Below are 20,760 nucleotides of genomic sequence, written 5' to 3' on the forward strand. Positions count from 1 at the left end.
CCCCGGACTGCTGTGATGGGGAGCTGTGACGGCACGCGACACCCACCGCGCCATCGAGGCGGTCTGGCGGATCGAATCGGCCCGGATCATCGCCGGGCTGGCCCGGCTGGTCCATGACGTCGGCCTCGCCGAGGAGGCCGCCCAGGACGCGCTGGTCGCCGCCCTGGAGCAGTGGCCCGTGACCGGGGTGCCCGACAAACCGGGCGCCTGGCTCACCGTCACCGCCCGGCGCCGCGCCGTCGACCGGATCCGCCGGGAGGCCGGGCTCGCCGAGAGGCTCCGCCTGATCGGCCACGCGCTCGAGACCGACCCGCCGCAGGGCCCGCAGCCGGAGCAGGCCGTCCTCGCCGACGAGATCGAGGACGACCTGCTCCGGCTGGTCTTCACCGCCTGCCATCCGGTGCTCTCCACCGAGGCCAGGGTCGCCCTCACCCTGCGGCTGCTCGGCGGCCTGTCCACCGAGGAGATCGCGCGCGCCTTCCTCACCGCCGAACCCACCGTCGCGCAGCGGATCGTCCGCGCCAAGCGCACCCTCGCCAAGGCCGAGGTCCCCTTCGAGGTGCCGGAGGGCGAGGAGCTCGCACCCCGGCTCGCCTCCGTGCTCGAAGTCGTCTACCTCGTCTTCAACGAGGGCTACGCCGCCACCGCCGGCGACGACTGGATGCGGCCCGCCCTCTGCGAGGAGGCGATGCGGCTCGGCCGGGTGCTCACCGGCCTGATGCCCCGCGAACCCGAGGTGCACGGCCTGATCGCCCTGATGGAGATCCAGGCCTCCCGCACCCCCGCCCGCACCGGCCCGCACGGTGAACCCGTCCTGCTGCTCGACCAGGACCGCAGCCGCTGGGACCGGCTGCTGATCCACCGAGGCCTCGCGGCCCACGGCCGCGCCGAGGCACTCGCCGCCGAGCAGGGCACCCCGCCCGGCCCGTACGCCCTGCAGGCCGCCATCGCCGCCTGCCACGCCCGGGCCGGCACCGCCGATCGGACCGACTGGGTGCGGATCGCCGCCCTCTACACCGCGCTCGCCGCACGCAGCCCCTCACCGGTGGTGGAACTCAACCGGGCCGTCGCCCTCGGCATGGCCTTCGGCCCGGAGACCGGCCTCGTCCTGGCCGACGAGCTCGCCGACGAACCCGCCCTGCGCGGCTACCACCTGCTGCCGAGCGTCCGCGGAGACCTGCTGGCCCGGCTCGGCCGGCACGGCGAGGCCGCCGCCGAGTTCACCCGCGCCGCCGGCCTCACCCGCAACGCCCGCGAGCGCGCCGTGCTGCTCGCCCGCGCCGAGGAGAGCACCCGGGCCGCGGCCGGCTGACCCGGTCGGCAGCCCCGGCCGGCAGGCCGTTCGGGCAGACTGGACCGGACGTCATCCGGCCGAGGGGGAGCGGGACATGGGGGTGCGCGACGGCGCGCAGGGGATCGGCCGCCGGGCCGGTACGGCGCTCGGCTCGGCCGCGCGGACCGGCCGGGCCAGGGCCCGCAACGTGGTCGGCGAGGGCGACTGGGTCCGTCGGGCGCTCGCCACCCTGCCGCCGCCCGAGGCGCCGGCCGTCGAGGACTGGGAGGTGTCGATCGCCGCCCTGATCGGCCGTCACCCGCGCGTTCCCGGACCGGCTGTGTGGCTGCTGCACCAGCTGGACGGCCTCGGCCAGGTCGCCTTCGACGCGGAGAAGGTCGGCTTCGACGGCGAGGACGTCCCCTGGACGAAGGTGCAGGAGCTCCGGCTGCACTCCACGCTCGACCTGCTGCCCGACGTCGTCCTCGACAAGGAGGTCGACCGGATCAGGGAGTTCCTGCCGCCGGTGCCCGGCCGCAAGTGGGTCGTGGCCCGCGCCGCCGAGGGCCTGCTGACCCTGGTGCTGGCGGCCGCGGAGGCGGCCGAGGCCGCCGGTCGCGAGGAGCGGCTGCTGCCCTGCGAGATCGTCCACCGCGGCCTGCTCGGCCGGCCGCGGCAGCTCGGCGGCGGCCTGTTCGCCGCCACCGCGCTCGCCGCGCTGCCGGCGGCGGCGGACAGCCTGGTGGCCACCGCGAAGGCCCACGGGGTCCCGGTCGTCCCCGTGGAGCCGACCGGGACCCGCGCCGATCGCGCCGAACGCCTGCGGGCCGCCTCCGGCCGACTCCGCGAACGCCTGCGCGCCCTGCTCGCCGAGGACCCGGACACCCCCGCGATCCCCCACCCGACCGAGCCCCCGAAGGCCCTCGGCTGACGGCGGCGTCGCTCGGCAGGAGGGGCCGGCCGTGCGTCAGGACTGCACGGGTTCCACCGCTTCCTCGTCCGGCGCCGGCCGCGCCGCGCCGCGCGGCCGCGACGGCACCCACCGGCGGGTACGCAGTGCGGCCAGGCGTCCGGCCGCGGGCTCCGTCCAGCGGGCCGCGAGCGGGCCGACGATCACCAGGATCAGCACGTAGGCGGTGGCCAGCGGGCCGAGATCCGGCTCGATGCCGGCGGTCACCGCCAGCCCGGCGATGACGATGGAGAACTCGCCGCGGGCGACCAGCGCACCGCCCGTCCGCCAGCGCCCCCGCGGACCGATGCCGGCCCGGCGGGCCGCCCAGTACCCCGTGGCGATCTTCGTGAGGGCGGTGACGACCGCGAGAGCCAGTGCGGGCAGCAGCACCGGCGGGATCGAGGTCGGATCGGTGCTCAGGCCGAAGAAGACGAAGAACACCGCGGCGAAGAGGTCCCGCAGCGGGCTGAGCAGCGTGTGCGCGCCCTCGGCGGCCTCGCCGGAGAGGGCGATGCCGACCAGGAACGCGCCGACCGCGGCCGACACCTGCAGCTTCTGGGCGATACCGGCCACCAGCAGGGTGAGGCCGAAGACGACCAGGAGCAGCTTCTCCGGGTCGTCGTGCGAGACGAACCTCGAGATCAGCCGCCCGTAGCGGAGGGCGACGAAGAGCACCGCGCCGGCGGTGGCCAGCGCGACGGCCAGGGTGATGCTGCCGGCGAGGAGTCCGGCACCGGCCAGCAGCGCGGTGAGGATCGGCAGGTAGAGGGCCATCGACAGGTCCTCCAGCACCAGGATGCTGAGGATCACCGGGGTCTCCCGGTTGCCGAGCCGCCCGAGGTCGCCGAGCACCTTGGCGATCACACCGGACGAGGAGATCCAGGTGACGCCGGCCAGCACCACGGCGGCCACCGGACCCCAGCCCAGCAGCAGGCCGGCCGCCGCGCCCGGCAGCGCGTTGAACGCGAAGTCGACGGCCCCGGCCGGGTACTGCTGCTTGAGGTTGGTCACCAGGTCGGCCGCGGTGTACTCCAGGCCGAGCATGAGCAGCAGCAGGACGACGCCGATCTCGGCGCCGGTCGCGACGAACTCCTCGCTGGAGCTGAGCGGCAGCAGCCCGCCGTGGCCGAAGGCCAGGCCGCCGAGCAGGTACAGGGGTATCGGGGACTGCCCGTACCGGCTCGCGAGCCGGCCGAGCAGACCGAGGACGAGGACGACGGTGCCGAGTTCGATGAAGACGGTGGCGGTGTGCACCCGATCACTCCCGTCCCAGGATCGCGGCGGCGGCGTCCACGCCCTCGCGGGTGCCGATGACGATCAGGGTGTCCCCGCCGGCCAGCCGGAAGTCCGGGCCGGGGGAGGGCACCGCGCCGGTGCGGCGGAGCACCGCGACGATGGAGACGCCGGTGGCCGTGCGCATCCTGGTGTCGCCGAGCAGTCGGCCGTTCCAGAACGAGGTGCCGCCGAGCGGGATGCGCTCGGCGACCAGCCCGAGGTCGGTGGTGTGCAGCACGCCGGGGCTGTGGTGGGCGGGCATCAGCGCGTCGACCAGGGCGGTGGACTCGTCCGCCGTCAGGTGCAGGGCCTGCGCGCAGGCGTCCGGGTCGTCGGCGCGGTAGACGTTGAGGCTGCGCGTGCCGTCCCGGTGGGCGATCACGGAGAGGTGCCGGTGTTCTCGGGTGGTCAGGTCGTACTGGATGCCCACACCGGGCAGGCTGGTCGTCCGGACTCGGGGAACGGGCATGGCGTCTGTCCTCTCGTCAGCGGATCCGGGCAGCGCGCAGGGCGGACCGCCGCGCGGCGCGCGGTGCCCGGATGCGGAATCGGCCGTCCTATAGTAATGAAACAGTAAAGCCGCTCGTCGAGGTCCCTCGATGGCCGCCCGGACCGACGCGTGCCAGGCTGGACGTCATGAAGGTGATCGAACTCATCCTCAACGTCCTCTGGCTGCTCTTCTGCGGCATCTGGATGGCGATCGGCTACGCGATCGCCGGGATCATCTGCTTCATCCTGATCATCACGATCCCGTTCGGCATCGCGTCCTTCCGGATCGCCGGCTATGTGCTGTGGCCGTTCGGGCGCACCACGGTGGACAAGCCGGACGCCGGCCCCGCCTCCTGCGTCGGCAACGTGATCTGGCTGATCTTCGCCGGCTGGTGGCTGGCCATCGCCCACTTCCTGACCAGCATCCCGCTGTTCCTGTCGATCATCGGCATCCCGTTCGGCTGGGCGAACCTCAAGATGATCCCGATCTCGCTCGCGCCGCTCGGCCGCGAGGTGGTCAGCACCGACGAACGCTTCGCCGGCTGGTGACCCGGGGCGGCCGCCGCGCTGCCGGACCGGCCCCCCGGGCTCCGACACCGAGGACTCCCGCTCCTCGGGCTCCGACACCCGTGATCCCGGCCGGCCCTGACGCCCCGGCACCCGGGCTCCGGGGGCTGCCCGCGCCACGCGCTACGGTGAGCCGGTCAGTACACCCCGCCGCCGAGGAGACCCGTGCCCAGCTGGCGCACCACCCTGACCGCCGCCGCCGTCACCGAAGCGCCGCTGCGTGCCGACTACACCACCGCCGCCCGGCGCGTCCTCCGCCGCGAACAGGCCCCCTACCTGGCACTGCGGCTGCTCGCCGCCCCGCGCCTGGTGCCCTTCCTGGCCGCCGGGCTCGCCTTCATGAACCTCGTCGACGACACCGCCGAACAGGGCGCGCCCCAGGAACGGGCCGACGGACTCAAGGACCTCGCCGAGCGCACCGCCGAGGCGCTCGACACCCCCGCCCGCAGCGCCGACCCGGTCCTCCGCGCCTACGCGCACGCCGTCCGCACCCGGGGCCTCCCCGAACACTGGGTGCACGACTTCCTCTCCGGCGCCGCCACCGCGGAGGCCGCCTTCACCGGCTTCGGCACCGAGCAGGACTACCAGGACTACCTCGACGCCTACGCCCTGCCCGGCATCCTGGTCTTCACCGGCCTCCAGTACCCCGGCGGCCCCGACGGGGAGCAGACCCGGGCCTGGCGCCGGTTCGTCGACGCCGCCCAGCGGGTCGACTTCCTCGCCGACCTCGCCGGCGACGTCGCCGCCGGACGGATCTGCATCCCGCGCGAACGCCTCGCCGAGCACGGCGTCACCCCCGAGGACCTGCGGGCCGCGCGGGACACCGCAGCCGTCCGCGCGCTGCTGTCCGACCAGTGCCGCCGTGCCCGCGGCGCCCTGGACGCGGCCGCGGACGTCGTCGACCACGCCGACCCCGGACTGCGGGCCGTCGGCCGCACCATGACCGACCTGATGGCCCACCAACTCGCCGCCGTCGAGCGGGCCGGTGCCCGTGCCCTCCGCCGTGACATCGGCTACGGCGTCCTCGCCCCGCTCCGTATCCTCGCCCGGGCCCGCCGCCGACCCTGACTCCGCGACACCGTCGGGTGCCGTGCGAGGGGGAATCGGCTGGACAAGCCGCCCGTCCGGGGAGCAGGCTGGCGGCTCCGTCCGGCCGGTGCCGTCCCCTGAGGAGTCCCAGTGACCGCGACCCCGTCCACCACCCGGGACACCGGGCCGTCCGACCCGTCCGAGCTGCCCGAGCGCAGCCGTCCGGTCGCCGAGGCCCTCGCCGCCGCCGGCGTCACCGCCGCGATCCGGGTGCTGCCGGACTCGGCGCGGACGGCCGCCGAGGCCGCGGCCGCCCTGGGCTGCGAGGTCGGCGCGATCGCGAACAGCCTGGTCTTCATCTGCGACGGCGCCCCGCTGCTGGTGATGACCAGCGGCGCCCACCGGGTGGACACCGCCTTCCTCGCCGAGCGCCTCGGCACCGGCCCGATCACCCGGGCCACCGCACAGCAGGTCCGCGAGGCCACCGGCCAGGCGATCGGCGGTGTGGCCCCGGTCGGCCACCCGGCGCCGCTGCGCACCGTCGTGGACACCGCACTGGAGGCGCACCCGCTGCTCTGGGCGGCCGCCGGCCACCCGCACACCGTCTTCCCGCTCACCCACCGCGAGCTGCTGCACGTGACCGCGGGCGAACCCGCCCCCGTCACCGCGGGCTGACCGGCCGGCCGTCGCACCCGACGACCTTCACACCTGACGAGCGTCACACCCGGACGAGCGTCTTGCCGACGGTGTCGCCGCGCAGCATGCCGAGGAAGGCCGCGACAATCCGGTCGAAGCCGTCCACGACGGTCTCGTCCGAGTGGACCCGGCCGCTCTGCAGGTGGGGCACCAGGAACTCGTACAGCTCGTCCCGCACCGCCAGGTGGTTCCGCACCAGGAAGCCCTCCAGCCGCAGGCTCTTGCCGACGACGTCGTACAGGTTGCGCGGTGCGGCGGGCGGCTCGGCGCTGTTGTACTGGGCGACGGCGCCGCACCAGGCGATCCGCCCGTGGTCGCGGAGCACCTCGATCGCCCCCTCCAGGTGGCTGCCGCCGACGTTGTCGAAGTAGACGTCGATGCCCTCGGGGGCGGCGGCCCGCAGCAGGTCGCCGATCGGGCCGTCGTGGTGGTCGAAGGCGGCGTCGAAGCCGAGCCGGTCGGTGAGGTGGGCGACCTTCGCGGGGGAACCGGCGCTTCCGACGAGCCGCCCGGCGCCGAGCAGCCGGGCGATCCGGCCGACGGCGCTGCCCACGCCGCCGGCGGCCGCGGACACGTACAGGTCCTCGCCGGGCTGCAGCCGGGCGACCCTGGTCAGGCCGACGTACGCGCTGAGCCCGGTACCGCCGAGCAGTCCGAGGTGGGCGCTCTGCGGGACACCGGGCAGGTCGGGCAGCACCCGGGCCTCGTCCGGGGTGACCAGGGCGTGCGTCCGCCAGCCCCGGCGGTGGAAGACGAGGTCGCCCACGGCGAGGGCCGGGGTGCGGGACTCCACCACCCGGCCGACCGAACGGCCCTCCAGCGGTGCGTCCAGCGCCCATCCGCCGTCCATCTCCTCCCGCATGTACGGATCCACGGAGAGCAGCACGTTCTCGACGAGGGCCTGGCCCTCGGCGGTCGGAGGGAGCGTGCCGGTGACGAGGGCGAAGTCCTCGGGGGACGGCAGGCCGGTCGGCCGGGCGACCTGGTGGACGGCGGCGAAAGCGGTGGCGGTACGGGACACGGCGGTGCTCCTGACACGGGTTCGGGGATCGGTGACGACCGTAGGCCGGGCAGCCGGGTGCCGGGCAGGGGCCGCCGTCGATGGGAGGCCGCCGGTCCATGAATCCCGTTCATGGACCGGCGGTAGGCTGGCCCGATGACCGACGGATCCGCGCGGCGGGACACCGATCTCGCCCCGCACGAGTTGCGCATCCTGGCCGCCGTCGACCGGGAGCGGAGCTTCACCGCAGCGGCGTCGGCCCTCGGGCTGACCCAGTCCGCGGTCTCGCACGCCGTGCGCACCCTGGAGGGCAAGCTCGGCACGGTGCTGTACGACCGCGGCCGGCACGGCGCCAGGCCCACCCCGGCCGGCGAGCGGGCCGCCGCGCACGCCCGGCAGGTGCTGCGGCTGCTGGCGGCGATGCCGGCGGAAGTCCGGGAGGCGTCGACCGGTGAGGTCACCGGGCGTCCGGTGGTGGCGGCGTTCCGCAGCGCGGCCGCGCACCTGCTGCCCGCGGTGCTGGCCCGGCTCGCCGCCCGGCACCCCGGTCTCGCCCCGCAGGTGCGGATCGTTCGGGAGCTGGGACCCGGCACGGCCGGCGAGGTCGCGGACGGCCGGGCCGACCTCGGCATCGCCACCGTCGACCAGACGACCGAACCCCCGCCCGGACTGGTCGTGGTGCCCCTCTTCGAGGAGTCCTACGCCCTCGTCCACCCGGCCGGCCACCCCAGGCCCAAGGAGCTCCCGCTGGTCGACTGGGACGAGAACTGCAGCTCCTACACCAGGAGCTGGTGGTCCGAACAGGACTGGATGCCGCCGGCCACGATCCGGGTCGAGGACGACACCGTGGTGCTCTCGCTGGTCGCCCAGGGCATCGGCATGGCCGTGGTGCCCGGACTCAGCCTGCTCGGCGCACCTCCCGGCCTCGCCGTCACCGACCTCGGCCCGAACCCCCCGAGTCGCCAGGTCGGCTACGTCACCACGCCGGCCCTGGCCCGGACGGCTGCCGTCCGTGCACTCGTCCGCGAACTGCGCTCGGCGCCGCTGCCGGTCGGCTTGACGCCCGTTCAGCGTTCGTCGCGAGCGTCCGGTGTCTCCTCCGCCGCGAGTGCCTCGCCCGCGTCGTCCGCCCCGTCCGCCTCGACTGCCTTGCCCACCTCGGCGGCCTCCTCCGCCTCGGAGGCCTCGACGGCCTCGCGCAGCCGGCGGAACTCGGTGGCGATGCCGTCCGGGGTGTAGTGCGCGTTGAGCCCGCTCGGGTTCGGCAGCACCCAGACCGCGGTCGCGCCGATGCCCTCCGGCTGCCGTCCGACACGGGCCTTCGGCCGCCCGAACGCCGTCCGGTACGCGCCGATGCCGAGCACCGCCAGGACGCGCGGCCGCAGCCGCTCCACCCGGTCCACCAGGGCGGCCCCGCCCGCCCGGTACTCGTCCGCGGTCAGCTCGTCCGCCCGGGCCGTGGTGCGCGCCACCACGTTGGTGATCCCGAGGCCGTACCCGAGCAGTTCGTCCTGCTCGTCGGGCCGCAGCTGCCGCGGGGTGAAGCCGGACCGGTGCAGCGCCGGCCAGAAGCGGTTGCCCGGCCGCGCGAAGTGCCGGCCCGTGGCGCCGGACCACAGGCCGGGGTTGATCCCGCAGAACAGCACCCGCAGCCCGGGCGCCGCCACGTCCGGGATCGTCGTGTCGTGCGCGGCCGCCAACTCCTCGGCCGTCGGGCGACGGAAGGGACTCGTCATGCCTCCATCCTGACCGATGGATAGTCAGTTCGAATATTCGGCTGACCCGACGGCGCTGAGCAGCGCAGAATGACGGAATGTCATACGAACTCAACGCTCTGCTCGCCACCGCCGACCTGCTCGACGTGGTGGCGGCCGAAGTGCCGACCGCGCAGGTGGCGCGACTGGCGCAGGGCCTGGCGCTGATCCCGATGACCGACCGGCTGCACGGCGTGCTGAACGTCCCCGGGGACCGTACCGAGCCGGGCTTCACCCGCTTCCCGGCCGGGTTCGGCCGCAGGCTGGAAGCCTGGTCGCAGGCCGGCGCGATCGCCTACGTCGAGGCCGACTTCTTCGGCGGCACCGGCACCCAGCAGGCAGCCGTCTGGCTGCACGGCCGGATCGAGCTCGGACCGCTCCGCATCGAGGAGGACGAGCAACGACCCGCCGAGGGCACCCCCATCTCGCAGGCGCTGCGCCGGCTGGGGGCGACCGTGACGGAAGGGCGGTTCGACGAGTTCGACGCGGTCGGGCTCGGAGCGCGGCGCCACTCGGCCGACTGGGTCCGGGGCTGACGGCAGTCAGGGGCTGCGCCAGGCACGGCGACGTGCTGGGCACAGTGATACGTCGGGCCCCGGACAGTGCACGGTCCGGGGCCCGGCGCATTCACGCTGTTCCGGCCGTTCCGGCCGCTGCAGGGTTGTGGCTCCCGCTCACGGGCCGACGTGCGCCAGGATGCGCCTGAGGTACTCCGCCCGATCGGACAGCAGCGCGATGCTGACGGCGATCCGCTCGCCGCCGAGCGGCAGGAACACGGAGCCCGCGACAGGGAGCGCGGTCACACTGAGCCGGAACCCCGCCGGGCGGACACCGGTGGCCTGCTCGTACTCGCGCAGGAAGTCCCGGATCCGGGGAACGGCGCGAGTCGGGCTGGTGGCGCGGGCGACCTCGCGCTTGCGTGCGGCGCTCCACGCGTGCAGGGCGCCGAAGTTCTCCGTGACGACACGGTCGAGCGGGGCATCCGGCAGGACGGGGGAGCCGGTTTCGCCCCGCCCGGTCGGCGGCAGGATCCGGTCCCACCAGCGCTGCCACGCCGCGCCGGCTTCGTCCGCCGAGGTGGCCGGGTCGACGACCAGCTCCGGCGGAGGCGCCACCGGTGGCAGCCCGTGCGGGCCGGCGATGCCGAGCGCGTCGCGGATCGCCAGCGCGAAGGCCGCGTCGTGCGAGTAGTCCAGGGACACCGACCACGGCGCGCCCGACATCGCTGTCATGCAGTCATCCTCCGATCAGACGACGTAGTCGCGGTCGCTGGGACCGCCGCTGGAGCAGATCTCGCCGTCCCACAGCAGCGCGTCGCTGGAGGGGGTGACACCCGCGGTCTCCCAGGTCACCCCGCCGCTCCGCACGTCCCACTCGCCGCGCCAGGACGTGTCCACTCCCAGGCCGCCGCCCCACGAGTGGGAGTCCGAGCCGTACTTGTCGGACCTGTTGACCTGCCAGTGATAGGCGACCGCACCCATGTTGAGGTCGAAGCCCGTCTCGATCTCGGAGACGAAGCCGCCGACCGGGTGGATCCACAGGTAGGAGTCGCCGCAGTCCCCCTCGACGACGTTGTGCGGACTGACCGCCGCCGCGCCGACACCGCCCTTCGCCCGGTACGGGCTGCCGTCCGGGTTGGTCGCCGACGCGGTCGGCACCACGCGCTCGCTGCCGTCCGGATTGGTCACCACCTTGAAACCGTGCGACTCCGCGACCTTCCGGTCAACGCCGCGGACCGTCATCCTGACGACCGTCGCGCCGGCCGGCGGCACGTGCTTCGACGCCTGTGCCGCCTGTATCGCCTGTGCCGGCGCGGTCGTCCGCCCGGCCGAACCGGTCGAAGGCACCGCCTGAGCGGTGCCGGCGCAGGCCGCCGCGAGCAGGCACGCGGTGAAACCCGCCGCCACCGCATGCCTGAGCGATGAACGCATCACGATCCCCCCTCGACTGCCGCAACGTCCCGCGCGGGGCCCTCGCCCCGGCCGGGCGGCAGACTCAGGCGACGGTAGCCCCTTGAACTTCAAGGCTCGTTCGATGGCGATCCGATTGGCTCGTTCGTGCCGGGAGCATGGCTGGTTCCGGCATCCCCGCACTCCGCGGCGCGACTCCACGAATCCCGCACGGATCGCACGGCCGGCCGGCCGGAAGCAGGCGGGAGTGCCTTCAAGGGTTGGCGGGGCCAGGTCCGGCGGGGGTGCTCGGGCAGACGCTCTCCTGAACGCGGGACGGCGAGGTGGCGTACGAAACCCCGGCGCTGCTGCGCTCGGAGCCGACAGGCGGTCGGGGGACTGCCGAGAGGCGCGGCGGCGACTCGGCCGAGCCGAGCGGTCGACGGGTCTCGATGCCTCGATGCACCTGTAACCGGCGGGAGGGCGCACCGAGGGCAGTGCGGCCGTGTCGGCACGCTGCCCCGATGCGCCCTCCCGGGCCGGAACGGTCTAGCGGTAGTTCACGAACTGGATCGCGAAGTCGAGGTCCTTGCCCTTGAGCAGCGCCTGGACGGCCTGCAGATCGTCACGGCTCTTCGAGCTGACCCGCAGCTCGTCGCCCTGGACCTGCGCCTTGATGCCCTTCGGGCCCTCATCGCGGATGATCTTGGCGACCTTCTTGGCGTCGTCGGTGGTGATGCCCTCCTTGACGTCCGCGAAGATCTTGTACTCCTTGCCGGACAGCTGGGGCTCGGCGGCGTCCAGGGCCTTCAGCGAGAGCCCGCGCTTGATGAACTTGCTCTGGAGGACGTCCAGGATCGCCTTGACCCGCTCCTCGCCGTTGGCCTTCATCTCGATCTTGTTGCCCGACCGGCTGATCTCGCCGCCGACGCCCTTGAAGTCGAAGCGTGTGGCGATCTCGCGGGAGGTCTGGTTGATCGCATTGTCGACCTCCTGCCACTCGACCTTCGAGACGATGTCGAAACTGGAGTCGGCCATGGGTGTTGGTCTCCTTGGGTACTGGCTGCACGGTCACCGCCCGGCCGTACGGCACGGGCGCCGCCCAAGCCTATCCAGCACGGCCCGGCCCCGCCCCCGTCCGCCGCGGCCGAGCCCGTGATCGGACCCCGGCAACCGAGTGGCGAACCACCCCCATCCATCAGGTATTGTTTACCGCGTCGAACGGGGCAGCGCCCCCGGGGGACAACATCCTGGCTGGTTGCCCGAGCGGCCAAAGGGAGCAGACTGTAAATCTGTCGCGCAAGCTACGCAGGTTCGAACCCTGCACCAGCCACAGGATAGAAAACAGCCCCTGATCTGCGGAAACGCAGATCAGGGGCTGTTTCGTTGCATCGGTCGTTGTGGCGATCGACATGCGCGCTATGTGTGGCTCGTCTCACCCTGAGTCGCCCGAATCCCGGGTCTGACCAGGGCGTACGGACCAGTCACGGACCAGAATCCGGGCCCGCGGCGGCGGCCGGCGGGGCGGTGCGAGCCGCGGGCGAGCCGCTGCGAGATCAGCTCGTTCGCGTCGTCCTCGGTGCCGTGCAGGCACTTCGCGTAGACCCGCAGTATCACCGCGACACTGTGCCCGGCCCGGTGGGCGATCTCGGTCGGGTCGCCCCCGGAGTTCAGCCCGAGCGAGATCCCGGCGTGCCGCAGGTCGTACGGGCGCCGGCCGAGCGCCGTCGCGCAGTCGGCGAGGGGAGGGGACCTCGGCCCGGGCCGCTTCCAGACCACTCCGTAGCCGCTCTCCTGCACCATGCCGTTCCGAGAGGTCCGGAACAGCCGGCCGTTGATGCAGCCGAACAGCCCTGCTCGGACGGACGCCGCGCCACCTGCGACCCGACAGGGGCCGCGGCGAGCCGCCTGTCGGGATCACCGCGAAGCTCGGGCAGCCTCCACTTCGGTCCGCGGAGGGTTGCTTGCAGCAGCATCAACGGACCCTTCGGGCGTCCACCACCGATGCGCCGCACACCGTGCTCCAGCTGGGACACCCAGGTCTTCGAGCGGCAGAGGAGCTGGGCGAACTCCTGCTGCGAGAGCCCGCGGCGCTTGCGGTGGAAGGCGATCTTCTTGCCCAGTGCTTCTCGTACTCGGCGCTCAAACGTCCACGCCCTTGGCAGACACGAGGTCGAGCCGGTCGACCTCGACGGAGGAGAGGTACTGGTCGCGCTCGGCGAGGAAGACCTTCACGTAGCCCTTCGACTCGTGCTCGTCGAAGGCGGCGCGGTCGCGGTAGAGCTCGTAGAAGATCCGCTCCAGCGGACGGCCGTCAACGCGGTGGACTGCGTAGACCGTCGTGCCGGGCTCGTTGACCCGGATCAGTTCGCCGGTCCGCGCAACCAGGTCGTCGAACGCGGCCGCCGCGGACTCGTCCTTGCAGGTGAAGCGAACCATCAGTCCGAACATGCTTCTTCCTCGCTCGTCGTGAACCAGAGCAGCAGCACTTATCGCTGCACCGGCCAACGGTACGAAAAGTGCTTGCGGCCCCCCGACCACGATCGACCCCAGGCCGCACAGGACGCCGGCCAAAGCCACTCCACCGCTTGCGAGTTCGGCGCTACGGTGCACACATGACTGACTACCTCGCGCACGTCTCCAGGGCCGAGCAGCTTCTCGCGATGGTGAACCCGAAGTCTTTCTCAAGCGCGGCGCATCCGGAGATCCGCATACAGATGGCGCAGGTTGAAGCACTTCTCGCGCTCGCTGCAGCCATAGCCGGCCGGCGGACGGAAGCATCGACGCAACCGCCGCAGTACCCGCAGTACCCGCCCCGCGGAGCCACCGACTCCCGCTGAGACGAGCAACCGCCTGCCGCCGACGGCATGCGAAAGCACCGGTCGAGTGTCCGACTGCGCTACAACGGGCGCGTCGTGCCGCACCCGCGCCGGATCGAGCGGCACACCATGGTCAGCCGGGCGAAGAGGCGAGCCGGTCCGCCGGTCTCGGTCGAGGTGGCATCGCGGTCGGGCCCTACCGGGCGGTGTCGGGCAGGAGGACGGCTGCGAGGTCGATGGTCGCGGCGGCCGGGGGCGGGGTGAAGTCCACCGGCCAGCCGTAGTGGCGGAAGACCCAGGTCCGCTGTTCGCCGTTGCTGCCGAAGGCGGTGCGGGCGATGAAGGGGTGCTCGCCGGCGGTGATCTCCAGGGTCGAGCCGTCGGAGTCGGTGAGCGCGGCCGTCCGGACACCGTTCGCCGCTGTGCTGCTCCGGGCGGTCGTGACGGCGGTGTCGATGTCGCCGGTGATGGGGGCGGCGGCCGCCCGACAGGACAGGGGGCCGAACGAGCTGAAGGGTGCTGCGGAGGCCGGGCCCGTGACGTGGCGGTTCTTGACCATGGCCGCCACCCGTGGGCCCCAGACGCGTTCGTCTGCCTTGAGCCAGGCCCGCGTCCCGTCGGTGAGGAACGACATCCTGCCCAGCTTCGTGCTCTCGATGGTGCCGGTGCAGTGGCCGGACGCGTCCACCGAAACCGTGCCGGTGGCCAGTTGACCCATGGCAGCGATACGGAAGCCGGCGGTGACGGACCCGGCGGAGCGGCCGTTCTCGGCGGCCGCCGCGAGGAGCCGGTCGGCGTCCTTTGCTCCGGCGCCGGCGCCGGCGGACGCGGACCCGGTGTTCGGCGCAGGGCGCGCGGCCTGCCCCTGGCACGCGCAGACCCCGAGGAGTGCGGCGACCGCGGCCGCTCTCAGCACCTTCATCTCTCTCCCCCGTTCCTGCGGACCGCGCGGCATGCGCAGGCCCGACCGACGGGCACCTCCCCGGCGTCCGCCTATTTTGAACGCGTTCAACTCATACCCGGCCGTGACCGATCGGCCACGGCCGAGGCAGTGCTCGACGGGCGGGGCAGTGCTCGACGGGCGGGGCAGTGCTCGACGGGCGGGGCGTTGACGGTGCGGTCAGCCGTTGCCGATCCGGTGTTTATCCGCTTCCCGCAGAGTTGTTGCCGGGCCGCGGGGGAGTCCCGGGGCCGGACCACACGGGGGAATCACGATGGGCACCGCACGCAGAATCGGAGCAGCCGCTCTCGCACTGGCCGCGGCCGGGGCGCTGTCGCTCGGCGCGGCCGGCACCGCCGCCGCCGCCGAGACGGCGAAGACGGCGAAGGAGACCAAGGGGGCGAACGGGGCCGCGGCCGCGCCGGCACTGGCCTCCGCCGCCCGCAGCGTCGACGTGACGTTCAGCAACTGGACGGGCTGCACCCTCACCCGCGAGGAGTGGGGCCTCAGCCACGGCATCTGGACGGCGCAGCCGCCCGTCCGGATCTACGACCAGGGCACGGGCAGCTGGGCGTCCGAGTCGAACGGCTTCGCCACCGGCACCGAGGGCTACGCCCGGTTCTTCTCGGAGAACTGCGCGAACCCGGTGCTCAACGGCCGCCTGGTACGGGTGCACTGGAACGACCCGTACGTCGGCTCCAACTCCTACGACTCCTCGGGCACGGACCTGAAGTTCTACGTCTCGAGGAGCGGCGGCTCGGGGAACAACGCGAGCGTCCAGTTCTCGGCCTGGGGCCGCTGACGGGAGCTCACCCACGGGTCGCGGCACGGGGAGCCGGGCCCGGGCGAGTCGATCCCGAGGAAGCCGCGCCCGGGGTTGAGTGCCCGGGGTTGAGTGCCCGGGGTTGAGTGCCCGGGGTTGAGTGCCCCGGACACGGGGGAGCAGTGCGGGCGGGCCGGCACGGGGGTGCGGCCCGCCCGCACTGTGTGTCCGGCGTCCCGGGCTCCGGCAGGTCAGCCATCCGGCGGGTCAGTCCTCCGGCGGGCCGGCCCCCAACAGGTCAGTCCTCCGGCGGTCGGGTCCTCCGGCGGTCGGGTCCTCCGGCGGGTCAGTCCTCCGGGAGGGGCTGGCGGGGCAGCGCCAGTGCCACGGTGTCGGCGAACTCGCGGACGGCGCTGGTCCGGGAGACCACCCGGCCGCGGTGCACCACGACCCGGCTGTGCCCACCCGCCAGCACTCCGGCCAGACTGTCGCCCCGCACCGCGAGCAGCTCGGCCGGGAAGCCGACGTCGACCCGGACGGGCGGCAGCCCCAGCCCGGCCCGGGCCTGACCGGCGACCGCGTCGTACGCGTCCTCCGGGCCGAGGGCCCCCGAGGACGCCAGCAGGAACGCGGCCTCCAGCGGATCGGCCCGCCCGACCGGCGCTGCGAGATCGCGCAGCGCCCCACTGCCCGCGGCCAGCGGCACCCGGGCCCGCGCCAACTCCCTGACCACGGAGGGCGGCAGGCCCCCCGGCGGGCGTTCGCCGCCGGCGCAGCCGCCGGACTGCGGCAGGCAGACCACCCGGATGCCCGCGCTCGCCAGCACCATGGACGCGCCAGGGGCCAGCGCGTCGCACGGGCCCAGCGTGACCTTAGGCCGGAGCGGCGCCAACACGCCTGCCATACGAGCGAGTCGGCCCGGGTCGGCGCCCGAGCAGTGCAGGTCGACCGGCCGGTCCGCCTCACGGGCGGCCTCCAGCAGCACCTGTACGTACCCGACCGGGTCGGGGTCGAGCTCCGGACAGCCGCCCACCGCCGCGGCGCCGAGCCGGATCGCCTCGCGGAGCTGCGCCCGGCCGTCCGCGCCGGCCCGGCCGGTGAGCAGCCGGGGCATGGCGACCGCCTGGAGGTCGGCCAGCCCGCGCAGCGCCTGCGCGGCGGTCAGCACCGCCTCCAGTCGGCCGAGGCCGTGCACGTCGCCGATCCGTACGTGGGTGCGCTGGGCGGTGGCGCCGTAGCCGAGTGCGGTGAGGGCGGCCTCGGTGACCCGGCGGACGAGCTCGGGCGGGCCGTGCGGCGGCGGGCCGGGCAGGGCGGCGGAGAACGCGGTGTCGTAGTGGGCGTGCGGTTCGGCCGGCGCGGGCAGCAGCAGGTAGCCGGTGAGGTCGATCCGCGTGCCGGCGGTGCCGCCCGTGCTGCCGGGCGGCGGCAGCGGGCCGAGGCCGCCCGGGGTGCCCACCGCCTGGATGCGCTCGCCGGCGATCCGGACGTCCACCACCCGGCCGTCGGAGAGCCGGGCGCCGGTGAGCAGCAGGACGGGCTCCTGGCCGGGCGGCCCGCCGGCGGGTGCGTCTGCCCCGGTCATCCGCTCCTCCTCCTCCAGATCCCTCGTCCGGCTCCTGCCGCAGCTCCTGTGACCCGCGCCCGCGTCGCCCGTCCGGGCCTGACCTGCGCGGGGCGGACCGGGCCGGTCCGGGGTGCCCGGGGCCGGCCGTGGCCTGCTGCTGGTCGAGCCTAGGACGCAGGCGCACGGTCGCCGCGGAGGCGGGGGAAAGTCGTATCGGTCGGGCCGCCGGGATGCGCGGTGCCTCGAACGGCCGTACTGCCTGCGGGCGTCCGTGCGGCCCGCCCCACCTGGGGTCTTCCGTGCCGGATACGGATTTCACCTCTGGCCCGGAACCGTGTAATCTCTTCCTCGTTCGCCCCTATAGCTCAGTCGGTAGAGCGTCTCCATGGTAAGGAGAAGGTCTGCGGTTCGATTCCGCATGGGGGCTCTGGTGAAAGGCCTTCCGCTCCGGCGGGGTGGTTGCTCATCAAAGCGGTGTAGCTCAGTTGGTAGAGCAAGCGGCTCATAATCGCTGTGTCACCGGTTCAAGTCCGGTCACCGCTACCCCGCGTAGTCGATCGGGGGGTCATCCTCCCGATCGGCTACACTTGTCTGTGTTCTTATTCGTTGTCCCAGGAAGGCACTCCCGTGGCTGCCACCGACGTCCGCCCGAAGATCACGCTGGCCTGCGTGGAGTGCAAGGAGCGGAACTACATCACCAAGAAGAACCGGCGCAACGACCCGGACCGTCTTGAGATGAAGAAGCACTGCCCGCGTTGCAACGCCCACACGGCGCACCGCGAGACCCGCTGACTTTGCCTCGACTCCAGGCCGCTCCCCCTCGCGGGGCGCGGCCTGGAGTCATTTCTGCATGTCTGCATGACGGTTGATCAGAGGAGTTGCCCATGCCGCTCGACCCCTCCTTCATCGGGCGGACCTACCCGCCCACCGCGCCGTACGAAGTCGGCCGGGAGAAGATCCGCGAGTTCGCCGTTGCCGTCGGCGACGCCAATCCCGCGTACACCGACCCGGAGGCCGCCAAGGCGTTCGGCCACCCGGACGTGATCGCGCCGCCGACCTTTCCGTTCGTCATCACCTACGCCGCCGCCGCGCAGGTCGTCACCGACCCGGAACTCGGCCTGGACTACAGCCGGGTGGTGCACGGCGACCAGAAGTTCGTGTACACCCGCCCGGTGCGGGCCGGTGACCGGCTGACGGTCACCGTGACGATCGACTCCATCAAGTCGCTGGCCGGCAACGACGTGCTGTCCGTGCGCGGTGAGGTCAACGACGAGTCCGGCGAGCACGTGGTGACGTCGGTCATGACCCTGGTCGCCCGTGCGGCCGACGAGGCGGGGGAGTGAACCCGATGGCGATCAGCTTCGACGAGGTCGAGGTCGGCACCGAGCTGCCGGCGCAGTCCTTCCCCGTGACGCGCGCCACGCTGGTGCAGTACGCGGGCGCCTCCGGCGACTTCAACCCGATCCACTGGAACGAGAAGTTCGCCCTGGAGGTCGGCCTGCCCGACGTCATCGCGCACGGCATGTTCACCATGGCCGAGGCGATCCGGGTGGTCACCGACTGGGTCGGCGACCCGGCCGCGGTGGTCGAGTACGGCGTGCGGTTCACCAAGCCGGTCCCGGTGCCGAACGACGGCGTCGGCGCGGTGATCGAGGTGTCCGGCAAGGTCGCCGCGCTGCTGGACGACCGCCGGGTGCGCGTCGACCTGCTGGCGACCAGCGGTGGCCAGAAGGTGCTCGGCATGTCCCGCGCCGTGGTGCAGCTGGGCTGAACGTGTGTCGGAGGGGCGGGCCTGCCGGGCGGCGGGTCCGCCCCTCGGCCTTTGCCGCCGGGGGAGTGCGGGCCGCCGCCCGTCGCCCGGCGGCCGCTTCCGTTGCCGGTCCGCGGACATGGCGTCCTCGATCCCCCTCTGCGCGGTGGTCGGCGCACGGCCGTGGGGCAGCCGCGGCGCGCTGACGTGACCATAACCAGCCGCCGGAGCGGGCGGCAAGGTGTCGTTGAAGTCTGGACCATGCCGGCGGCGCCGGCCGTCCGGGTCGCCGGCCGCCCGCGGACCGGACACGGCAAGGCGCGTGCGTATTCGAAGCACGGGCCTGGCGCCGCATCAATTTCATTTTTCCGGGCCGAGTTTCGACAGGATATTCCGTCCGGTCAGTACATTTCTCCTGCGTTGCATCCGCGTTGATTTACGCGGAGTTGGTTGCACGTGCGAATGCCACTCGCGTACGGTCCTGACCCGGGACGCGGCGGAACTGCCCGCTGTGCTCCCGCCGTCACCGCTCACCCACTGAACGACCGTCTGTCGTACCGGAGTTGCTGCAGGTCATGGCCTGTCGGCGGCTGGTGGCGGCCGGTCGCGCCATCGTGTGAAGAGCCCGGATTCCGTGTCTGCCGTGCGCCGTCGGCGCGTGATTCGGGCTGCCTTCCCGCAGTCTCGGCTTTGCCGCCGATTTACCTGCGGGTTGCTCTCGGAAATGTTCCGACCGGACGAAATCACCGCACCCTGGGGAAGGACCGACCGTGCCTGTCGTGACCGCCGTTGAGGCCCAGCAGTGGCTGATCGAGAAGATCGCCCACCGGCTCGGAGTGCCCTCGGAGGACGTTCCGCCCGAGACGTACTTCGACGAACTCGACCTCGACTCGACCGAGGCGCTCATCCTCGCCGGGGAGATGGAGAACTGGCTCGGCTTCGAACTCGGGACCACCACCCTCTGGTACCACCCGAGCATCAAGGACCTGGCCGAGTACATCGCGGAGGAGTCCGCCGCACGAGCCGGGGAGAACCATGCGGCCTCGGCGTGACGCCGGCCCCGCCGTCGTCCACCGGCTGGCCGAGGCCGGCGACGGCCTCGGCACGGTCTTCCTCGTCCACCCCGGCGCACTCGCCGCCGGCGTCCACCGCACCCTCGCCGAGGCGCTGCCGCCCGGCACCGGACTGACCGTCCTCGACCTGTCGGGTCACCCCGCGTACTGGGAGGCCGCACTCACCGGCGGCCGCGCCGACACCACCGTCGAGGAACTCGCCGACCGCATCGGCGACGAGCTCGCCGCCCTCGACGACGGCGGGCCGCGCACCCTGGCCGGCTGGTCCTTCGGCGGCGTGGTCGCCCAGGCCCTGGTCGAACGGATGCCGGCCGGGCGGCGGCCCGACCGGCTCGTCCTGCTCGACAGCATCGCGCCCACCCCGGAGTACCAGCAGCCCGACGAGGCGCTCGAACCGCCGCTGCTGCTCGGCTGGTTCGCCATGTACCTGGGCGCCAAGCGCAGCCGCCCGGTCGACGTCGACCCGCAGCTGCTCGCCGGCGGCGGCACCGAGGACGGCCTGCGCCACGTCCTCGCGGCCGCCGCGGCCGGCGGCGCACTGCCCGCCGACACCCCGCCGGCAGGCCTGCGCAAGCTCTACGGCACCTACGTGGACGGACTGCTCCGCAACAACCGGCTCACCGCCCCCTACACCGCCCGGCCCTCCACCGTGCCGCTGGTGCTCGTCACCGCCGAACGCAGCCTGCTGCCCGGCGACCGCACCCTCGGCTGGGGGCCGCTCGCCCCGCACGGGCTGGAGGTCCACCGCAGCCCCGGCGACCACTACACCATGCTCAGCCGGCCGGACGCCGCCGCCGTGATCGCGCGCCTGGTCCGCCCCGCCGCCTCCGCGCGGCGCGCACCCGCAACGAAGGTCTGACGCAGGCCCGTCCGTACGGGCCCGGCCGCCCGCAAGCCCCGGCCGGCGCCCGGCCCTCCGAGTTC

At 73.5% G+C, this 20,760-nt stretch carries 24 protein-coding genes, 3 tRNA genes and 2 pseudogenes; 17 read left to right on the top strand and 12 right to left on the bottom strand.

The annotated features are described in order from the left end of the window. Positions 1–25 precede the first annotated feature (25 nt). The gene (locus tag KSNIM_RS21850) at positions 26–1,312 is read left to right on the top strand and encodes an RNA polymerase sigma factor (RefSeq protein WP_263104878.1); all 1,287 of its coding nucleotides are present in this window, start codon (positions 26–28) and stop codon (positions 1,310–1,312) included. A 76-nt stretch (positions 1,313–1,388) separates the two neighbouring features. Further along, positions 1,389–2,204, top strand: a complete 816-nt coding sequence (locus KSNIM_RS21855; RefSeq protein ID WP_263104879.1) for a hypothetical protein — start codon at positions 1,389–1,391, stop codon at positions 2,202–2,204. Between the two features lie 36 nt (positions 2,205–2,240). On the opposite strand, the gene KSNIM_RS21860 is transcribed toward KSNIM_RS21855, so the two are convergent. After that, on the bottom strand, positions 2,241–3,479 hold the full coding sequence (locus tag KSNIM_RS21860; RefSeq protein WP_263104880.1) for a cation:proton antiporter: 1,239 nt from the start codon (positions 3,477–3,479) through the stop codon (positions 2,241–2,243). A 4-nt stretch (positions 3,480–3,483) separates the two neighbouring features. Continuing rightward, on the bottom strand, positions 3,484–3,969 hold the full coding sequence (locus KSNIM_RS21865) for a cation:proton antiporter regulatory subunit (protein ID WP_263104881.1): 486 nt from the start codon (positions 3,967–3,969) through the stop codon (positions 3,484–3,486). Positions 3,970–4,136: 167 nt separating this feature from the next. Between KSNIM_RS21865 and KSNIM_RS21870 the strand changes: the two genes are divergently transcribed. The 3 genes from KSNIM_RS21870 (at position 4,137) to KSNIM_RS21880 (ending at position 6,260) form a co-directional block, all read left to right on the top strand. Further along, on the top strand, positions 4,137–4,538 hold the full coding sequence (locus tag KSNIM_RS21870) for a YccF domain-containing protein (protein WP_263104882.1): 402 nt from the start codon (positions 4,137–4,139) through the stop codon (positions 4,536–4,538). Positions 4,539–4,721: 183 nt separating this feature from the next. Continuing rightward, positions 4,722–5,624: a squalene/phytoene synthase family protein gene (locus tag KSNIM_RS21875; protein ID WP_263104883.1), complete on the top strand. Its 903-nt coding sequence runs from the start codon at positions 4,722–4,724 to the stop codon at positions 5,622–5,624. Between the two features lie 111 nt (positions 5,625–5,735). Then, positions 5,736–6,260 carry a YbaK/EbsC family protein gene (locus KSNIM_RS21880; RefSeq protein WP_263104884.1) on the top strand — a complete coding sequence of 175 codons (525 nt, stop codon included), beginning with the start codon at positions 5,736–5,738 and terminating at the stop codon, positions 6,258–6,260. A gap of 43 nt (positions 6,261–6,303) precedes the next feature. Here KSNIM_RS21880 and KSNIM_RS21885 read toward each other — a convergent pair whose 3' ends face one another. Next, the gene (locus tag KSNIM_RS21885) at positions 6,304–7,302 is read right to left on the bottom strand and encodes an NADP-dependent oxidoreductase (RefSeq protein ID WP_263104885.1); all 999 of its coding nucleotides are present in this window, start codon (positions 7,300–7,302) and stop codon (positions 6,304–6,306) included. Positions 7,303–7,437: 135 nt separating this feature from the next. Between KSNIM_RS21885 and KSNIM_RS21890 the strand changes: the two are divergent. After that, positions 7,438–8,319: pseudogene (locus KSNIM_RS21890) on the top strand (LysR family transcriptional regulator); the annotation flags it as partial. A gap of 29 nt (positions 8,320–8,348) precedes the next feature. Here KSNIM_RS21890 and mug read toward each other — a convergent pair. Then, complete coding sequence (gene mug / locus KSNIM_RS21895; protein WP_263104886.1) at positions 8,349–9,017, bottom strand: G/U mismatch-specific DNA glycosylase; 669 nt, start codon at positions 9,015–9,017, stop codon at positions 8,349–8,351. Between the two features lie 77 nt (positions 9,018–9,094). Here mug and KSNIM_RS21900 point away from each other — a divergent pair, with 77 nt between their 5' ends. After that, positions 9,095–9,571 carry a hypothetical protein gene (locus KSNIM_RS21900; RefSeq protein WP_263104887.1) on the top strand — a complete coding sequence of 159 codons (477 nt, stop codon included), beginning with the start codon at positions 9,095–9,097 and terminating at the stop codon, positions 9,569–9,571. A 138-nt stretch (positions 9,572–9,709) separates the two neighbouring features. On the opposite strand, the gene KSNIM_RS21905 is transcribed toward KSNIM_RS21900, so the two are convergent. The 3 genes from KSNIM_RS21905 to KSNIM_RS21915 form a co-directional block, all read right to left on the bottom strand. After that, on the bottom strand, positions 9,710–10,267 hold the full coding sequence (locus tag KSNIM_RS21905) for a hypothetical protein (protein ID WP_263104888.1): 558 nt from the start codon (positions 10,265–10,267) through the stop codon (positions 9,710–9,712). Between the two features lie 15 nt (positions 10,268–10,282). Beyond that, the gene (locus KSNIM_RS21910; protein ID WP_263104889.1) at positions 10,283–10,777 is read right to left on the bottom strand and encodes a hypothetical protein; all 495 of its coding nucleotides are present in this window, start codon (positions 10,775–10,777) and stop codon (positions 10,283–10,285) included. A 696-nt stretch (positions 10,778–11,473) separates the two neighbouring features. Beyond that, positions 11,474–11,962, bottom strand: a complete 489-nt coding sequence (locus KSNIM_RS21915) for a YajQ family cyclic di-GMP-binding protein (protein WP_263104890.1) — start codon at positions 11,960–11,962, stop codon at positions 11,474–11,476. Positions 11,963–12,176: 214 nt separating this feature from the next. Here KSNIM_RS21915 and KSNIM_RS21920 point away from each other — a divergent pair. Beyond that, positions 12,177–12,257, top strand: a tRNA-Tyr gene (locus KSNIM_RS21920). 86 nt (positions 12,258–12,343) lie between these two features. On the opposite strand, the gene KSNIM_RS21925 is transcribed toward KSNIM_RS21920, so the two are convergent. The 3 genes and pseudogenes from KSNIM_RS21925 to KSNIM_RS21935 form a co-directional block, all read right to left on the bottom strand. Continuing rightward, positions 12,344–12,727, bottom strand: a complete 384-nt coding sequence (locus KSNIM_RS21925) for a hypothetical protein (RefSeq protein ID WP_263104891.1) — start codon at positions 12,725–12,727, stop codon at positions 12,344–12,346. Between the two features lie 257 nt (positions 12,728–12,984). After that, a pseudogene (locus tag KSNIM_RS39125) lies at positions 12,985–13,089 on the bottom strand (hypothetical protein); the annotation flags it as partial. Beyond that, a complete protein-coding gene (locus KSNIM_RS21935; RefSeq protein ID WP_263104892.1) occupies positions 13,067–13,375 on the bottom strand; it encodes a putative quinol monooxygenase in 309 nt (102 codons plus the stop codon). The pseudogene KSNIM_RS39125 and the gene KSNIM_RS21935, both read right to left, overlap by 23 nt. Before the next feature lie 164 nt (positions 13,376–13,539). Here KSNIM_RS21935 and KSNIM_RS21940 point away from each other — a divergent pair, with 164 nt between their 5' ends. Then, a complete protein-coding gene (locus KSNIM_RS21940; protein WP_263104893.1) occupies positions 13,540–13,764 on the top strand; it encodes a hypothetical protein in 225 nt (74 codons plus the stop codon). 175 nt (positions 13,765–13,939) lie between these two features. Here the strand turns inward: KSNIM_RS21940 and KSNIM_RS21945 are convergent, their stop codons facing one another. Then, positions 13,940–14,665 (bottom strand): hypothetical protein, encoded by a 726-nt coding sequence (locus KSNIM_RS21945; protein ID WP_263104894.1) that lies wholly within the window; start codon positions 14,663–14,665, stop codon positions 13,940–13,942. A 292-nt stretch (positions 14,666–14,957) separates the two neighbouring features. On the opposite strand from KSNIM_RS21945, the gene KSNIM_RS21950 reads away from it, so the two are divergent. Beyond that, a complete protein-coding gene (locus KSNIM_RS21950) occupies positions 14,958–15,485 on the top strand; it encodes an aegerolysin family protein (RefSeq protein ID WP_263104895.1) in 528 nt (175 codons plus the stop codon). A gap of 307 nt (positions 15,486–15,792) precedes the next feature. Here the strand turns inward: KSNIM_RS21950 and KSNIM_RS21955 are convergent, their stop codons facing one another. Further along, positions 15,793–17,031: a hydrolase gene (locus KSNIM_RS21955; protein ID WP_263104896.1), complete on the bottom strand. Its 1,239-nt coding sequence runs from the start codon at positions 17,029–17,031 to the stop codon at positions 15,793–15,795. A gap of 336 nt (positions 17,032–17,367) precedes the next feature. Between KSNIM_RS21955 and KSNIM_RS21960 the strand changes: the two genes are divergently transcribed. The 7 genes from KSNIM_RS21960 to KSNIM_RS21990 all read left to right on the top strand — a co-directional run bounded on the left by KSNIM_RS21960 (position 17,368) and on the right by KSNIM_RS21990 (position 20,695). Continuing rightward, a tRNA-Thr gene (locus tag KSNIM_RS21960) sits at positions 17,368–17,440 on the top strand. 43 nt (positions 17,441–17,483) lie between these two features. Beyond that, positions 17,484–17,556, top strand: a tRNA-Met gene (locus tag KSNIM_RS21965). Positions 17,557–17,640: 84 nt separating this feature from the next. Continuing rightward, entirely contained in the window at positions 17,641–17,805 is a 165-nt protein-coding gene (gene rpmG / locus KSNIM_RS21970; protein ID WP_004571794.1) for a 50S ribosomal protein L33, read from the top strand. Positions 17,806–17,897: 92 nt separating this feature from the next. Beyond that, positions 17,898–18,356, top strand: coding sequence for a MaoC family dehydratase N-terminal domain-containing protein (locus KSNIM_RS21975; RefSeq protein WP_263104897.1), 459 nt, complete (start codon positions 17,898–17,900; stop codon positions 18,354–18,356). 5 nt (positions 18,357–18,361) lie between these two features. Beyond that, entirely contained in the window at positions 18,362–18,784 is a 423-nt protein-coding gene (locus tag KSNIM_RS21980) for a MaoC family dehydratase (protein WP_263104898.1), read from the top strand. A gap of 758 nt (positions 18,785–19,542) precedes the next feature. Continuing rightward, on the top strand, positions 19,543–19,815 hold the full coding sequence (locus KSNIM_RS21985; protein ID WP_263104899.1) for an acyl carrier protein: 273 nt from the start codon (positions 19,543–19,545) through the stop codon (positions 19,813–19,815). Further along, positions 19,799–20,695, top strand: coding sequence for an alpha/beta fold hydrolase (locus tag KSNIM_RS21990; RefSeq protein ID WP_263104900.1), 897 nt, complete (start codon positions 19,799–19,801; stop codon positions 20,693–20,695). The genes KSNIM_RS21985 and KSNIM_RS21990 overlap by 17 nt, the downstream gene beginning before the upstream one ends. Positions 20,696–20,760: the final 65 nt, after the last annotated feature.

It is taken from the genome of Kitasatospora sp. DSM 101779, assembly GCF_025655475.1.
Taxonomy (GTDB): domain Bacteria; phylum Actinomycetota; class Actinomycetes; order Streptomycetales; family Streptomycetaceae; genus Kitasatospora.

Bases quoted from the DNA above. Each gene is read 5' to 3' on its own strand.
- KSNIM_RS21855 (WP_263104879.1), top strand. From the start codon at position 1,389: ATGGGGGTGCGCGACGGCGCGCAGGGGATCGGCCGCCGGGCCGGTACG.
- KSNIM_RS21865 (WP_263104881.1), bottom strand. From the start codon at position 3,969: ATGCCCGTTCCCCGAGTCCGGACGACCAGCCTGCCCGGTGTGGGCATC.
- KSNIM_RS21870 (WP_263104882.1), top strand. From the start codon at position 4,137: ATGAAGGTGATCGAACTCATCCTCAACGTCCTCTGGCTGCTCTTCTGC.
- mug (WP_263104886.1), bottom strand. From the start codon at position 9,017: ATGACGAGTCCCTTCCGTCGCCCGACGGCCGAGGAGTTGGCGGCCGCG.
- KSNIM_RS21900 (WP_263104887.1), top strand. From the start codon at position 9,095: ATGTCATACGAACTCAACGCTCTGCTCGCCACCGCCGACCTGCTCGAC.
- KSNIM_RS21905 (WP_263104888.1), bottom strand. From the start codon at position 10,267: ATGACAGCGATGTCGGGCGCGCCGTGGTCGGTGTCCCTGGACTACTCG.
- KSNIM_RS21910 (WP_263104889.1), bottom strand. From the start codon at position 10,777: ATGACGGTCCGCGGCGTTGACCGGAAGGTCGCGGAGTCGCACGGTTTC.
- KSNIM_RS21915 (WP_263104890.1), bottom strand. From the start codon at position 11,962: ATGGCCGACTCCAGTTTCGACATCGTCTCGAAGGTCGAGTGGCAGGAG.
- KSNIM_RS21925 (WP_263104891.1), bottom strand. From the start codon at position 12,727: ATGGTGCAGGAGAGCGGCTACGGAGTGGTCTGGAAGCGGCCCGGGCCG.
- KSNIM_RS21935 (WP_263104892.1), bottom strand. From the start codon at position 13,375: ATGTTCGGACTGATGGTTCGCTTCACCTGCAAGGACGAGTCCGCGGCG.
- KSNIM_RS21940 (WP_263104893.1), top strand. From the start codon at position 13,540: ATGACTGACTACCTCGCGCACGTCTCCAGGGCCGAGCAGCTTCTCGCG.
- KSNIM_RS21945 (WP_263104894.1), bottom strand. From the start codon at position 14,665: ATGAAGGTGCTGAGAGCGGCCGCGGTCGCCGCACTCCTCGGGGTCTGC.
- KSNIM_RS21950 (WP_263104895.1), top strand. From the start codon at position 14,958: ATGGGCACCGCACGCAGAATCGGAGCAGCCGCTCTCGCACTGGCCGCG.
- KSNIM_RS21955 (WP_263104896.1), bottom strand. From the start codon at position 17,031: ATGACCGGGGCAGACGCACCCGCCGGCGGGCCGCCCGGCCAGGAGCCC.
- KSNIM_RS21975 (WP_263104897.1), top strand. From the start codon at position 17,898: ATGCCGCTCGACCCCTCCTTCATCGGGCGGACCTACCCGCCCACCGCG.
- KSNIM_RS21980 (WP_263104898.1), top strand. From the start codon at position 18,362: ATGGCGATCAGCTTCGACGAGGTCGAGGTCGGCACCGAGCTGCCGGCG.
- KSNIM_RS21990 (WP_263104900.1), top strand. From the start codon at position 19,799: ATGCGGCCTCGGCGTGACGCCGGCCCCGCCGTCGTCCACCGGCTGGCC.